Raw genomic sequence first — 14,190 nt, forward strand, 5'->3', positions numbered from 1 at the left:
AAACATGAAAAAAATATATATTTGAAAAACAAGAAAAAGAAACGAATAATTGAATGACAAAAAATCCAAAATATTACTTATTAAAAAAGAATCTTTTCCTATTAGGGTTATTGACATTAGTATTAAATGACTTCTATCTTAAATATACTTTTTCAAATTTTATAACGGGTAAATTATCCGACTTTGCTGGTCTTTTTATTTTTCCTTACTTCATTTCAATTTTTTTCGAAAAAAATGCGAACAAAATTTATCTTCTAATTTCTTTAATTTTTACTTTATGGAAATTTGAAATATCGCAGCCATTTATTGAGTGGATTTCGAATTTTACAAATTTAGCTTTTTACAGAACAGTTGATTTAACCGATTTAGTTGCATTAATAATTCTGCCATTTTCTTATCTTTATTTCAAAAGAAAAACAACCGAAATAGAAGAAAAAAACAATAATATTCTTAATTCTGTTATTGGAATTTTGTGTATGTTGATTTTTGTGGCTGATTCAAGTCCTAGACAATCCATTAATTTAAAAAACCTCTCAAGTAGAGAATATAAAATTTCTTTAAATAAAGATTCAATATTTCAACAATCCGATTTTAGAGGTGAATATGACATAAATCGGGATGATAGTTTATTTACATTTTGTTTTCAAATACCAGAATATAATGCACAAGTTACCGCAGTAACAACAATTCTAAAGACAAGCGACCATATGACGACGATTAAACTCGACACTATAACAGAAATTGAAGTCTATGGCAAATTATTTATTGGAATTAAACAAAGTGATATTAATAATTGTAAAAAATTAAAGTCTGAAGATTTGGAAAAATACTTTCAATTAAATTGCATTAATCATTTAACTTCAACCAAGAAATCAATAGATAGACCATATTATGTTTACTACTCAAATGATTATAAATAAATAAATAAATAAATAAAGAATGATTAGTGTCTATAACTTGCTAGCGCGAGCGTCCCGCTCGTGAACACAAAGAAATTCAAAAACCAATTGGAATGGGCACGAGCGGGACGCTCGCGCTAGCTGAGGAAAAGTTTGTTTCGCTTATAAATTAGTTATAGCCAATGTTAACTAAAATCCGTAAACAATAGTTATTATTCAATGAAACTAAAACTTAACTTGATCAAAATAATATCACTTACACTTCTAGTATCTATTGTGGTACTCTTCATTATATACTATATTCACGGAGGAGATGCAATCAGTGGTAAAATTGAGCATGGAAAATATTTTGTCTTCGATGCAACAAATAAATCTGATGCAAAAGGAAATAAGCTTTTTTTGAATGTATCAAAAGGTGAATATTACTTTAATATGTTTATGACATTTTTTGTATTTAGTTTGATACTATTTTTCTTTTTCTTTAAAGTGAAAGAATCTATCACGAATAAAAAATTAAAAGAACGTTTGTAAAAATTATTGATGTTCCCCCCCCCCGCTAGCGCGAGCGTCTCGCTTGTTTGCACAAGGAAATTCAAAAACCAATTGGAACGTTCACGAGCGAGACGCTCGCGCTAGCAATAAGAAATAAGAAACAAAAAAAGAGACCTCATCAAAGGTCTCTTTTCAATTTAATATATGTTTAAAAACGGTTATTTCCCGTTCAATAACTTCTCTAAATACTCAACTTTATCTTTTTCAGCTTGCACCAAACGTTCATAAAGCTCAACAACTTTATCTAAAGGATTAAAAGTGCAATTGCAATTGTAAACTGCACTTTGATCTTGAAAAGTATTTCCAATAATATTAAAAACCGCTTCTTCCGAAAAGTTTTTAATTGCTTCAACAGAAACACCAAGAGCATTTGCTATCTCAATTAGTTTTTGTTCTTCGACAATTTCGCTGTTTTCAATAGCCGAAATGGTCTGCTGACTTGTTCCTAAAGCCAGTGCCAGTGCTTCCTGTTTCATATCTTTAAGCTCTCTGATACGGCTTATGTTTCTGCCGATATGTTTTGGTTTTATTGCTGTACTCATAATTCAAAGATATTTAAAATTCTTAAACGAAAATAAATTTAGGTAAAAAACAAACTAGTTTTTGTAAGATACGCTTTTCAATTTTATATTTGAACGCAGATTTAACGGATTCGTTATCACGAAGACGCGGATTAATACGGATTTTAAATATACAAACCGTGTAAATCTGCTCCCGATAGCTATCGGGATTGCAAAAGCAAATCTGTTTAATCCGCGTTCTATCAAAAAAGATTAGGCTAAAGCCATTTTCTAACATAACTTTGTTCCTCCAGCTAAAGCTGTAGGCAATTCAATTTTTTTCCAGTTAAAACTGGAAACTATTTATATTTATAATACAATCCGCATAACATGATTACAAAAGCATTACTCGAAGACATTCCAGCATTAACAATCTTAATAAATTCAGCATACAGAGGAGAATCTTCTAAAAAAGGCTGGACAACCGAAGCCCATTTACTAGAAGGAAAAAGAACCGACGAACAAGAAATGACCCAAATTTTCCTTAATCCAAAAAATACAATTCTGAAATTTACGGAGAATGACAAAATTATTGGTTCGGTTTTATTGGTTGAAAAAGGACATCAATTGTATTTAGGAATGTTGACCGTTTCGCCCGAACTTCAAAACAGCGGAATCGGGAAAAAGCTTTTGGCTGAAGCCGAAATTCATGCTAAAACGCTTGGTTTGTCTGGCATTATTATGACGGTTATTTCGGTTCGTGAGGAACTTATTGCATGGTACAAACGTCACGGTTATGTTGATACAGGCGAAAGAGAACCTTTCCCTCAAAGCGAAATTCATATTACAGTTTCAGAAGAACCTTTGGAGTTTATATTTTTAGAGAAAAAGATTTAAGTTTTTTTTGCCACGAAGGCACAAAGACACTAAGTTTTTTCTTTTTTACCATATAAGTGATATAAGTTCATTTAAAAGAAGATTAAATATGAATCTTAGATACTTTGAAATCTTATAAAATATTCAATAAATGAAAATAAGTCTTTTCTCTAAAAAAGATAGTAAACCCTCTATTTGGAGTGGCGGATTGACATATGAATATATGATATATCCGAAAACAGCAAACTATACTGATAGAGTTTTTTTATTCAGAATAAGCAGTGCTACAATAGAGAAAGTGCCTTCAGAGTTTACCAAATTTAAGGGCTATCACCGATATTTGGTTATGCTTGATAACTGCTTAGATATTGAGGTAAACAAAGAAAGGAAAGTGTATGAGAAGTATGAAATCATGGAATTTAATTCAGATGATGAAGTGACTTCTTATACAAATGGTATGGATTTTAATTGGATGGTTTCTGAAAAAATTTCCCGTCATAAACTGGAAATAACAAATAGCAATCAGAATTGTAATGCTCAAATAATAATTTTATTTTCTTTAAATACTACATCTATTAAAATTAATGAGAATCCATATGATCTGGAATCTTATGATTTATTAGTCATTGAAAATCAAGAAAAGGAAAATATATTGCTTCATTTTTCTAATGAATGCCTTTTTGGAATATTGGATTTTTAATAGTTTTTTTGCCGCGAAGACACTAAGGCGCTAAGTTTTTTTTAAATCTTGTAAAGTCGCAAAGTTTCCATACAGTTTGTCATTTCGACGAAGGAGACCCGAGCGACAGCGGATAGGCGAAGCAAATCTGCGCGAGAAGCTCTACAAAGATTGGATTCTCGTTGTGGAGTTACTTACGAAGATTTCTCCTTCGTCGAAATGACAAGATTGGGGATTAATCTGCGTGAAACAAAAATCATTTTAATCCTTTTAATCTGTGGCTAAAAAACTTCTGTTAGACGCACTGCAGTGCGTCTCTACGAAAAACCTTTAAACCTAGGAAACCTTCTCTTAATCTTTGATAAAAACTCGTGCGAAACCCCTAAATACGATGAAAGATTTTTGTTATTAATGGTCTGGACTTTTTGCGGATAACGATCTTTAAAATCTAAATAACGCTGTTTTGAAGTTTTATTTAAAACATCTAAAAGTCTTTGCTGAATAGCTACATTTGCGCGCTCAATCATTAAAACATGAAACTGAATAAGCTTGGGAACTTCTGCAAACAATTGCGCTTTTTGAGCTTTATTTATGACCAAAATTTCGCTGTCTTCTATGGCTTTGATATTATAAGTTGTTGGTTTTTGGTGATAGAAACTTTCTAAGTCACACATCCATTCATTTTCGAAAGAAAAGAAAATTACGGTTTCCGTTCCGTTTTCGTTTAAGATATAAGTTTTAAATGAACCTTTTAAAATAAACCCCTCATAACTATTATTAGAATCCTGGATTTGAAGAAACTGATTTTTTTTAAGTTTAATAAGTTCCGCTTTTGAAACAATGATATTCCATTCTTCATCTGTGAGCGGGATCTTTCGCTCAATGTTTTTTCTTAGTAGGTTGTACATGCTTGTGGTTTTTGTTGGAAATAAATTTGTTTTTTCAATCCATTCTTTATTAGGGGTTTAAAAAATGTAATCGATTACGTAAATGTACACTATTTATGCATTTTTGTAAATTAACAACTGTTAAAAAAACGAATTTCATAGAATTTTTTGCAAAAGTTTGAACTTGTTCAACTTTTTTCCTGCAAATTATAATCAGATTTGTGTTATTAAACTTTTATAAATAACCAAACTTAAATTATGAAATTACAATCAACACTCTCCATGTTTTTACTAACATTGGCTTTAGGATTTACGGCATGTAATTCTGAAGAAATTGCTTCATCAAATACAGAAGCAAGTATCGAAACAACAACACAGTCGGCTACGACGAATTTAACCGCAAAAATTGGAAACTGTTCTGAAGTTCCCGGCTGGGCTTCTCAAAACGGAAGTACAACCGGCGGCGGTTCTTCGGCTGAAACTACGGTTACAACTTACGCTCAATTAAAAGCGGCTATAGAGAACACTTCTGTAAAAGTGATCAAAGTTTCCGGAACAATTACTGTTACTACACGATTATCATTTCAGGATCAAACGGGTAAAACCATTTATGGCACAAGTGGTGCAAAACTGGTTTCGACAAATCAGACTAAAGATGCTTCTGGTATTATCAATATTAAAAGATGCAAAAATCTAATCATCAGAAATTTAATCTTTGAAGGCCCAGGAGCTTATGATACTGATGGCTGGGACAACGCAATTTTGGATGAATGCACGAATGTTTGGGTCGATCACTGCGAATTTAGAGATGGTGTTGACGGAAACTTCGACATCAAAAACAAATCCGATTATATTTCGGTTACGTATTCTAAATTCCATTATCTAAAACCACCAAAAGCTGGAGGTTCAGGAGGATCAGACGATCATAGATATTCAAACTTAATTGGTTCAAGCGATGGTGCTACTGCCGATCGCGGCAAATTGAGAATCACTTTTGCAAGATGCTGGTGGGCTCCAGGATGTAAAGAGAGAATGCCAAGAGTTCGTTTTGGAAAAGTACATTTAGTAAACAACTTCTTTAACAGTACGGTAAGCAATAAATGCATCGCTGCAGGTTTTGAAGCTGATCTTCGTGTAGAAAGCAACGTTTTTGAAGGTGTAAAAACGCCTATCGATTTAATGAGCGGCTATACGGCTGTTACGGCAACTGATAACGTTTTTACAAATACAACCGGAAATCAAGCCGGAAGCGGTACTGCTTTTACTCCGCCATATTCTATTGTAAAACTTAATAAAACTGCTGTTAAAGCTGATATTTCAGCAAATGCAGGAGCAACTTTAGGCGGCAATATCTGCGGTTCGTTTTAATTGAATTAGAATAAAAGTAAGTTAGTTTTTAGTTAGAACCACGGATTGCAGGGATGCAGTTCGTGGTTTTTTATTTTTTTTCTGCCACGAAGGCGCAAAGGCGCAAAGATTAAATGTAGAGGCGCACAGCAGTGCGTCTAACACAAAGTATGGACAATTGGGGCGTAGACGCACTGCTGTGCGCCTCTACAGAAAACCTTTGTAACTTTGAACCTCTACACCTTTGATCCTTTCCTTAAAGCACCAACTCTTCAAACAATCTTTGAATCGTTTTCTCCAAATCCTGACACAAACCCGGATGTGGTCTTGAAGTTTGGATTGCAGAACTTCTAATTGCGGTTAACCAGCGAAAACGCTCCGGAATATCAAATTCAGCGATTGGACCGCCGTCTTTGGCTCCTTTTGCTATTTTTTCTAATGAAGTCAGATTGCATTCTAATTGTTCGATATCAAAATCGTTTGAAAGCGCCTGAATTCTGGCTTGATCCAAATGAAAAAGTACTTTTATAAATTTGGCTTTTTTGCAAAACAAAATGATTCCGATATTCAGGAATTCTTCGCGTTCTACCCTTGGCACAACACGAATCACAGCATATTCGTATAAGTGGTTATCTTGCATTTTGAGCCTGATTTACAAATATTTCTGAATTCTCTAATCTAGTTTTTAAGAACTGCAAATAAACGTTTCGCAATCCTTCCGGCGTTTCGTCAGCATCTTCCCACTGAAGCCAGTCTAACGGAATTGTATTTACGATATCTTCTAAAATTTCTGGCGTTAAAATCGCTTTAAATTCAGCGTCAACTTCTTTTAAAAGTGAAGCTTGAGGCAATAAAACATGATCTTTTATCAATGCAAACGGACTTTTGGCATGCTGTTCCCAATTGTTCCAGGAATGATGAAAATACAAACATGCTCCGTGATCAATTAGCCATAATTCTTTATGCCAGATTAGCATATTGGTATTTTTGAAAGTTCGGTCTACGTTTGTAATATAAGCATCCAGCCAAACAATCTGCGAAGCTAATTTGGCATCGATAGTTGTTACAACGGGATCAAAAGTAATCGCTCCTGATAAAAAGTGAAGTGCCAGATTTAATCCCTGGCTTCCTTGCAGTAAATCCTGAATTTCTTCATCAGCTTCGGTTCTTCCAAAGGCTTCGTCGAGATTTGCGAATACTAATTCTGGTAATTGTAGTTTTAAGGCTTTTGCTATTTGTCCGCCAACTAATTCGGCTATAAGGGCTTTTACGCCGTGTCCGGCACCACTAAATTTTAATACGTATTTAAAATCGTCATCGGCTTCTGCCAAAGCGGGTAAAGATCCGCCTTCGCGCAGCGGCGTTATATAACGCATGACGTTTACCGTTCTGAGATCGAAGTTGTTTTTCATAAATACAAACTTACTAAGGTTTTTGCCACGAAGCCACAAAGACACAAAGTTTTTTAATCTCGCAAAGACGCAGAGTCGCAAAGTTTTTGTTCACGCTATATTCCCAATCTTGTGATTTCGAGGAACGAGAAATCTCCACAAGAAGCTCTACAAAGATTCGATTCTCGCTGAGGAGTTACTTGTGGAGATTTCTCGTTCCTCGAAATGACAAACTGTATAGAAACTTTACCTAAAAAACTTTGCGACTTTGCGACCTTTAAAAAGCAAAGCACCTTAAAAAAACTTAGCGAACTTAGCGAAAAACCTTTGCGAGCTTTGCGTTAAAATTACTTTTCTAAACTCAAAAAAGCCCTTCCTAAATTTTTGATTATATCTGAGGCTATGAAAGATTCGTAACCAGTTTTTGGCAAAGCAATATCTGCTGTTAGTCCATGAAGATAGACTCCGAATTTTGAGGCGTATTTGGGTTCGTAGCCTTGCGCCAGAAGACTTGTGAGGATTCCAGTTAAGGTGTCGCCGCTTCCTGCGGTTGCCAAGGCTGCGTTTCCGGTTGTATTTTCGTAGACAGAATTTCTGTTTATAGTGAATGTTGGTGCGCCTTTCATGACTACGATAACTTTATACTTCTCTGAAAAGGCGATTGTTTTTTGAAATTTTTCAGATTCTGAATTCCATTTTCCAATCAAGCGTTCTAATTCTTTTGGATGAGGTGTCAGAATCGTGTCTTCGGGAACTAATTCCAGCCATGATAAATTTTCAGAAATAATGTTTAAAGCGTCGGCATCGAGAACCAAAGGCGCTTTGTTGATTCTTAAAAATTCAAATAAGGCTTTTTGTGTTCCGAGTTCCTTCCCTATTCCGGGGCCAATTCCAACTGCTTGCGGAATTAATGGCAAATGAATATTAGTAATGAAATTGGTGTTTTCGTCGGTAACGGTCATTACTTCTGGAATGGAGATTTGAAGGATTTGATAACCGCATTTTGGTATAAAAGTCGTTACGAGTCCGCAGCCGGATTTTAAGCATGCTTTTGAAGCCAAAACTCCTGCTCCTATTTTTCCGTAACTTCCGGCGATAATCACAGCATGACCCTGAATTCCCTTGTGTGTATGAGGGTTTACGGGTTTGTATATTTTTAAGATTTCTTCTTTTGTGATTAAATATGGAGATTTCATTTGATGGCTTTTGTTGGTGCATTTATTTTTAAACACATAGAATCATAGCTTTTCTTTGTGGTTAAAGGCGTTTCACTTGTTTTTAACAAACATAGCTGATTGTGAAGCTTGACTTTATAAAAGATGATTCGTTACTGTTTATTATGATTAAAGTTACATAAAAAATCGAAAACACGAATGTTTATTGTTTCCGTTAAGTCCTAGCCCTGATAGCAGCGGTATCCTTTTGCTTTTTTCTTTAAAAAGCAAAAGATATAGCGGATAGCAGGAAATAGCTCCTAATTATTGCGAAATTTATAATTTAAGGCATTCAAATTAGATATTTTTTGAATAGATTTGCAGAACAATTTTATAAAACAACACAATGAAAAATACTGCGCTTACGCACATACATGAGAGTTTGGGAGCGAAAATGCTGCCTTTTGCGGGTTACAACATGCCTATTACATATGAAGGTGTAAATGCTGAACATGAAACGGTTCGTAATAGTGTGGGCGTTTTTGACGTTTCGCATATGGGTGAATTTTTGTTAACGGGGCCAAATGCTTTGGCTTTGATTCAAAAAGTGACTTCAAATGATGCTTCGACTTTAACTATTGGTAGAGCGCAATATTCTTGTCTGCCAAATAACGAAGGCGGAATTGTAGACGATTTGATTGTTTATAAAATGAAAGAAGAAGAGTATTTACTTGTTGTAAATGCTTCGAATATTGAAAAAGACTGGAGCTGGATTTCCTCTTACAATGATTTGGGAGTTGAAATGAAAAACCTTTCTGATGATTATTCATTATTGGCAATTCAGGGACCAAAAGCGGTTGAGGCTATGCAGGCTTTGTCTTCTATAGATTTATCTGCGATTGCTTATTACCATTTTGAAGTAGCAGATTTTGCAGGTTTTAATGATGTAATTATTTCTGCAACTGGTTATACTGGTTCGGGAGGATTTGAAATTTACTGTAAAAATGCTGATGCTGAAGCTATCTGGAACAAAGTTTTTGAAGCTGGTGCAGCTTTTGGAATCAAACCTATTGGTCTTGCAGCTCGTGATACTTTACGTTTAGAAATGGGATTCTGCCTTTACGGAAATGATATTAATGATACTACTTCTCCGCTTGAAGCTGGTTTAGGATGGATCACAAAATTCAATAAAGATTTTACTAATTCTGAAGCTCTTAAAAAGCAAAAAGAAGCTGGTGTTACCAGAAAATTAGTTGCTTTTGAAATGCAGGAACGTGCGGTGCCAAGACATGATTATGAAATTGTAGATGGTTCTGGAGCTGTAATTGGAATTGTAACTTCTGGAACAATGTCTCCTTCTATGAATAAAGGAATTGGTTTAGGATATGTTACGGTTTCAAATAGTGCTGTTGACAGTGATATTTTTATTAGAATTAGAAAAAATGATGTTCTTGCAAAAGTGGTAAAACTGCCTTTTTACAAGAAATAATTAAAGTTATAAATATTGTAAGATGCATTACTGTAATGGTAATGCATTTTTTTTGCCGAAGATTAAATGATTGCAAGTATTATCCCTTGATATCATTTAATCTTCGGCATTTTATTTCTTATTTATATGTAAGATTTTTTAGAAAAAATGTAAACCGTTTTCGAAAAATTACCGTAACTTTAATATAGAATGTTGAGATTTCACCTATGAACAAAATTTTGCCGTTATTTTTACTGTTTACTTCTTTCCTATTTAGTCAAAATAGCGCCGAGACATGCGAAATACTGAACAAAATAAATGCTGTTATTCAAACAGAACATTTGCGTCCAAAACCAGTCGATGACAGTTTATCTGTTTTTGTTTTTGATAATCTTATAAATGAATTAGATCCTTCGCGTAACATCTTTTTTAAGAGCGAATACGATCAACTGGCAGCAGAATATCGTTTAAATCTGGACGATTTAATTTTAAGCAACGATTGTACTTTTTTAACTGATATTACCGCCAAATATATTAATGGATTGATCAGAACTAAAGAGGTTCTTGAAAAAATTCAGGCAACTGCATTTGATTATACCAAGAAAGATACCATTCGATTCTACAAAAAGTCATTTCCTTTCTATTTAAAAAAAGAAGATTTAGAGAAGGTATGGCGCAAAAAACTGCGTTATCAAATTCTGGATGATATAGCTGAAACGAGTGATAATCTGGATTCTATAAAAGCAAATTTTGCTTCTATTGAAGCTAAATCCAGAAATCTGATTGTGTCGAATGAAATTTGCCGTATCAGCACGCTTTTAGAAACTAAAACGAAACAAGACGAGAATCTTTATAATTTCTTCTGTACTTATTTTGATCCGCATACAGCTTATTTTAGCGACGATTCTAAATCTAGTTTTGTGGCTTCGTTATCAAAAGAGCATTTATCATTGGGAATGACGGTGAATCTTAATGAAAAAAATGAGATTATTGTTCACGAAATAGATCCAAATGGTCCGGCGTATCAAACAGGTCAGATTAAAAAAGGTGATCAGATTATTTCGGTTTCCAATCATAAAGAGACACTTCAGGTTTCCTGTTCTTCGTTAGAATCTATTTCTACCATGATTTTATCTGAAGCGAATAAAACTCTTACGCTTACGCTGAAAAGAAACTCAGGCAAAAATTTTGATGTTTTTATCGAAAAACAAGTAATGAAGGACGAAGAAAATTCGGTTTTCAGTTTTATAATTGGTAAGGAAAGTAAAATTGGTTATATAAAAATTCCAAGTTTTTATGCTGATTTAGATGGAAACAGTAGAAAAGGATGTGCGGATGATGTGGCCAGAGAAGTCATCAAACTGGAAAGAGATAATATTAAAGGTTTAGTCATTGACTTGATTGATAATGGCGGCGGTTCGATGGAAGAAGCCATAAAACTAGCCGGAATGTTTATTGATTATGGTCCAATTTCGGTTGTTATTGATCATACTAAAGAGAAATCAGTTATCAATGATCCTTATAAAGGAATGATTTACAGAGGCCCAATTGTGATTTTGGTGAATAGCAATACGGCTTCTGCAAGTGAATTTTTCTCTTCGATTATGCAGGATTATAATCGCGCACTTTTGTTAGGAAGCAATACGCTTGGAAAAGCTACAATGCAGACGATTCTTTCGCTTGACGAAAATAAAAATACTGATTTCCTTAAAATTACAATTAATAAATTTTACAGGGTTACGGGAAAAAGCCATCAATATATTGGTGTTACGCCAGATGTTGTTCTTCCTGAATTTTATGAAGATGTTTATCAAAAAGAAAGTGATTTCCCTACTGCCATGAAAAATGACAGTATTGAACCGTTTTTAAAATTCAGACCGTATGTAAAACGTACTTTAATAGATAAATTGGCCAAAAACAGTTCTTTAAGACTGGCTGATAATTTTTATTTTAATGATATTAAAAAGATAAATCAAAAAATAGATCAATTGATCAATACGCCAAAAGCAGAGATTCCGATGACTTTAGATGCGGTTTTTAATCAAAAGAAAGTCGTAAATTCTCTTTGGACAGAAATCAATACTTTTAATGACGAAAATAACCCGCTGGATGTTTATAATTCTTCTGTAAATCAGTTTTTATTAGGCGCTTATCCTAATGATAAAACGATTAATCAATATCAAATGGATAATTTAAAAACAAATCCATACCTCAACGAAGCGGTGAATATTATCAATGACTTCAATTTTTCGAAATAAGGTTTTTTGTTTCAAGTTTTTTTTGTTTCAAGTTTCAAGTTTTACGGAATGTTCGTAAAGTTGTGCCAACTTGAAACGTGAAACCTGAAACTTGAAACAAATAAAAAAAATTAAAATTTTGATTTTGGATAAATAAGGAATAACCTTTATTTTTGCATCACAAAACTAAAAATTAGAAATGGGAAGAGCGTTCGAATTTAGAAAAGGAAGAAAAATGAAACGTTGGTCTGCAATGGCCAAAACATTTACCAGAATTGGTAAAGACATCGTTATGGCTGTTAAAGAAGGCGGTCCTAACCCTGACGCCAATTCTAGATTAAGAGCTGTTATACAAAACGCAAAAGCGGCCAACATGCCAAAAGATAATGTTGAGCGCGCGATTAAAAATGCCAGCAATAAAGATACTGCCAACTATAAAGAAATTTTATTTGAAGGATATGCTCCTCACGGAATTGCGATTTTGATTGAAACTGCATCTGATAATAACAACAGAACGGTAGCAAACATTCGCAGTTATTTCAACAAATGTAACGGAACAATGGGAACTCAGGGTTCAGTTGAATTTATGTTTGATCATACTTGTAACTTCAGAATTGCAAATACTGGTCTTGATGCTGAGGAATTAGAGCTTGAATTAATTGATTTTGGTGCCGAGGAAGTTTTTGAAGACGAAGACGGAATCTTGATCTACGCTCCTTTTGGAAGTTTTGGTGCTTTACAAAAAGAATTAGAAAACAGAGGTTTAGAAATTTTATCTTCTGGTTTTGAGCGTATTCCTCAAATCACAAAAGAATTAACTGAAGCTCAAATCGCTGACGTTGAAAAACTAATCGAAAAAATTGAAGAGGATGATGACGTTATGAACGTTTATCATACTATGAAAGAGGAATAATATTTTTCTTTTGATAAAAATTTTAAAAGCTCTGAATTTTCAGGGCTTTTTTGTTTTGTTAAAATTCATGCAGAAGAAAGCAAAATATTATAAAAAGTAAAATAAACTATTATATTTGTCACAATCAGATCATAATTCCTTAAACAAAAACAAATATGCAAACATCAAAATACACAAGATTTGCCGTAATTATTCTGGTAATCTTATTTATAGTGCTTAGTGTAATAAGCTAATAAAAAAATAAAAAGCCTTCTGAAATTCAGAAGGCTTTCTTTTTTAGAAAAATATAAAATTACTTTTTTGGAGTGTTTGTTACCTTGATCAAATATGTTCCTTCTGGCAAATCGCCAATATTCGAAGCGTTAGCTCCTATTATTTTTTGTCCTTGAGAAAAAACCTCAACACTTTTACCACTTTTAGTAGTTTCGGCAGAAGCAGCCACAGCCGCAGCTGGCAGTTTTACAGGTGCAGGAGCAGCTTTTTTCTCTGTACTTGAAACTGGCACTGGCGGAGCCGCTACTGTTTTAGCCGGTTTTGAACTGTTATAGGATTCCATAACCTGCTCGTCTGTCATAGCAACCGTATACAATTTAATATCGTCGATATCAGCATTGATGCTTGTTGCTGTATTTAGTTTTCCGATGTTCAAAATATAACCTTTGGTTGAACGCGCGATTCCCTCAGTAGATTTTAGCAATTCGCCATTACGATAAATTTTTGAACTATTACCATCATAAGTAATGCTGTACAAGTACCAGATATCCTTTAAAAGCGGTGCAGAAACAACCACATCATTTCCTGGCCCCCATCCCGCAAGGTTTGCCTCAGAATTACCTCCGGCAGCCGCTTGCTGCGTTAATCCGAAATATTGTCCATTTGCCGCCGTACCGTAACCCAAAACATGATTAACGGCATTTATTGCATTAAATTTAACCCAAATAGATATTGTTCTAGGTTTATTTCCCTGTGGAAGATCACCTACTACAGCCTGATAAGCTTTGTTAGAAAGTCGCAAAGCTCCTTTAGGGGCACCCATTCTGTCATTTACAAAAACTGGAGTACCTAAAAAGGAAATGGTATTATCTGCGCTGCTTAAATTTCCGTTGAAATTAAATTCCTGAACGGGATTTTGTGCATTAGAATTTAAAAAACTTACAAACATTAAAGTGAGTAATATTTTTTTCATAGGTATATACATTTTTTACTGGATGATATCTTTTTATAATGATTTATTTGAAAGCAAATTTGATTATTCAAATTCTACAATTACAAATTTTTAAATATTTT

Annotated in this window: 14 protein-coding genes; 8 read left to right on the forward strand and 6 right to left on the reverse strand. The window is 33.9% G+C overall.

Annotation, left to right across the window (positions count from 1 at the left end; all coding sequences use genetic code 11):
* The first annotated feature begins 53 nt into the window (after nt 1-53).
* Both ACODSB_RS12920 and ACODSB_RS12925 read left to right on the forward strand, forming a co-directional pair.
* Nucleotides 54-920 carry a hypothetical protein gene (locus tag ACODSB_RS12920; protein WP_488937347.1) on the forward strand — a complete coding sequence of 289 codons (867 nt, stop codon included), beginning with the start codon at nt 54-56 and terminating at the stop codon, nt 918-920.
* Between the two features lie 198 nt (nt 921-1,118).
* The gene (locus tag ACODSB_RS12925; protein ID WP_488937348.1) at nt 1,119-1,430 is read left to right on the forward strand and encodes a hypothetical protein; all 312 of its coding nucleotides are present in this window, start codon (nt 1,119-1,121) and stop codon (nt 1,428-1,430) included.
* Between the two features lie 179 nt (nt 1,431-1,609).
* Here ACODSB_RS12925 and ACODSB_RS12930 read toward each other — a convergent pair whose 3' ends face one another.
* Nucleotides 1,610-1,993 carry a helix-turn-helix domain-containing protein gene (locus ACODSB_RS12930; RefSeq protein ID WP_488937349.1) on the reverse strand — a complete coding sequence of 128 codons (384 nt, stop codon included), beginning with the start codon at nt 1,991-1,993 and terminating at the stop codon, nt 1,610-1,612.
* Nucleotides 1,994-2,341: 348 nt separating this feature from the next.
* On the opposite strand from ACODSB_RS12930, the gene ACODSB_RS12935 reads away from it, so the two are divergent.
* Both ACODSB_RS12935 and ACODSB_RS12940 read left to right on the forward strand, forming a co-directional pair.
* Nucleotides 2,342-2,848: a GNAT family N-acetyltransferase gene (locus tag ACODSB_RS12935; protein ID WP_488937350.1), complete on the forward strand. Its 507-nt coding sequence runs from the start codon at nt 2,342-2,344 to the stop codon at nt 2,846-2,848.
* 130 nt (nt 2,849-2,978) lie between these two features.
* The gene (locus ACODSB_RS12940) at nt 2,979-3,527 is read left to right on the forward strand and encodes a HutD family protein (protein WP_488937351.1); all 549 of its coding nucleotides are present in this window, start codon (nt 2,979-2,981) and stop codon (nt 3,525-3,527) included.
* A 296-nt stretch (nt 3,528-3,823) separates the two neighbouring features.
* On the opposite strand, the gene ACODSB_RS12945 is transcribed toward ACODSB_RS12940, so the two are convergent.
* The gene (locus ACODSB_RS12945) at nt 3,824-4,414 is read right to left on the reverse strand and encodes a Crp/Fnr family transcriptional regulator (RefSeq protein ID WP_488937352.1); all 591 of its coding nucleotides are present in this window, start codon (nt 4,412-4,414) and stop codon (nt 3,824-3,826) included.
* A gap of 237 nt (nt 4,415-4,651) precedes the next feature.
* Here ACODSB_RS12945 and ACODSB_RS12950 point away from each other — a divergent pair, with 237 nt between their 5' ends.
* Complete coding sequence (locus ACODSB_RS12950; RefSeq protein WP_488937353.1) at nt 4,652-5,761, forward strand: pectate lyase family protein; 1,110 nt, start codon at nt 4,652-4,654, stop codon at nt 5,759-5,761.
* A gap of 235 nt (nt 5,762-5,996) precedes the next feature.
* On the opposite strand, the gene ACODSB_RS12955 is transcribed toward ACODSB_RS12950, so the two are convergent.
* The 3 genes from ACODSB_RS12955 to ACODSB_RS12965 all read right to left on the reverse strand — a co-directional run bounded on the left by ACODSB_RS12955 (nt 5,997) and on the right by ACODSB_RS12965 (nt 8,327).
* A complete protein-coding gene (locus ACODSB_RS12955; protein ID WP_488937354.1) occupies nt 5,997-6,380 on the reverse strand; it encodes a DUF3037 domain-containing protein in 384 nt (127 codons plus the stop codon).
* A complete protein-coding gene (locus tag ACODSB_RS12960; RefSeq protein WP_488937355.1) occupies nt 6,370-7,152 on the reverse strand; it encodes a HipA family kinase in 783 nt (260 codons plus the stop codon). The genes ACODSB_RS12955 and ACODSB_RS12960 overlap by 11 nt, the downstream gene beginning before the upstream one ends.
* Before the next feature lie 326 nt (nt 7,153-7,478).
* Complete coding sequence (locus tag ACODSB_RS12965) at nt 7,479-8,327, reverse strand: NAD(P)H-hydrate dehydratase (protein WP_488937356.1); 849 nt, start codon at nt 8,325-8,327, stop codon at nt 7,479-7,481.
* 364 nt (nt 8,328-8,691) lie between these two features.
* Between ACODSB_RS12965 and gcvT the strand changes: the two genes are divergently transcribed.
* The 3 genes from gcvT to ACODSB_RS12980 all read left to right on the forward strand — a co-directional run bounded on the left by gcvT (nt 8,692) and on the right by ACODSB_RS12980 (nt 12,903).
* Nucleotides 8,692-9,774 (forward strand): glycine cleavage system aminomethyltransferase GcvT, encoded by a 1,083-nt coding sequence (gcvT, locus tag ACODSB_RS12970; protein WP_488937357.1) that lies wholly within the window; start codon nt 8,692-8,694, stop codon nt 9,772-9,774.
* Nucleotides 9,775-9,980: 206 nt separating this feature from the next.
* A complete protein-coding gene (locus tag ACODSB_RS12975; protein ID WP_488937358.1) occupies nt 9,981-12,011 on the forward strand; it encodes a S41 family peptidase in 2,031 nt (676 codons plus the stop codon).
* A gap of 178 nt (nt 12,012-12,189) precedes the next feature.
* Nucleotides 12,190-12,903 (forward strand): YebC/PmpR family DNA-binding transcriptional regulator, encoded by a 714-nt coding sequence (locus ACODSB_RS12980; RefSeq protein WP_256634147.1) that lies wholly within the window; start codon nt 12,190-12,192, stop codon nt 12,901-12,903.
* A gap of 292 nt (nt 12,904-13,195) precedes the next feature.
* Here the strand turns inward: ACODSB_RS12980 and ACODSB_RS12985 are convergent, their stop codons facing one another.
* Nucleotides 13,196-14,089: a LamG domain-containing protein gene (locus tag ACODSB_RS12985; protein ID WP_488937359.1), complete on the reverse strand. Its 894-nt coding sequence runs from the start codon at nt 14,087-14,089 to the stop codon at nt 13,196-13,198.
* Nucleotides 14,090-14,190 lie beyond the last annotated feature (101 nt).

The organism is Flavobacterium sp. FG68 (genome assembly GCF_057808895.1).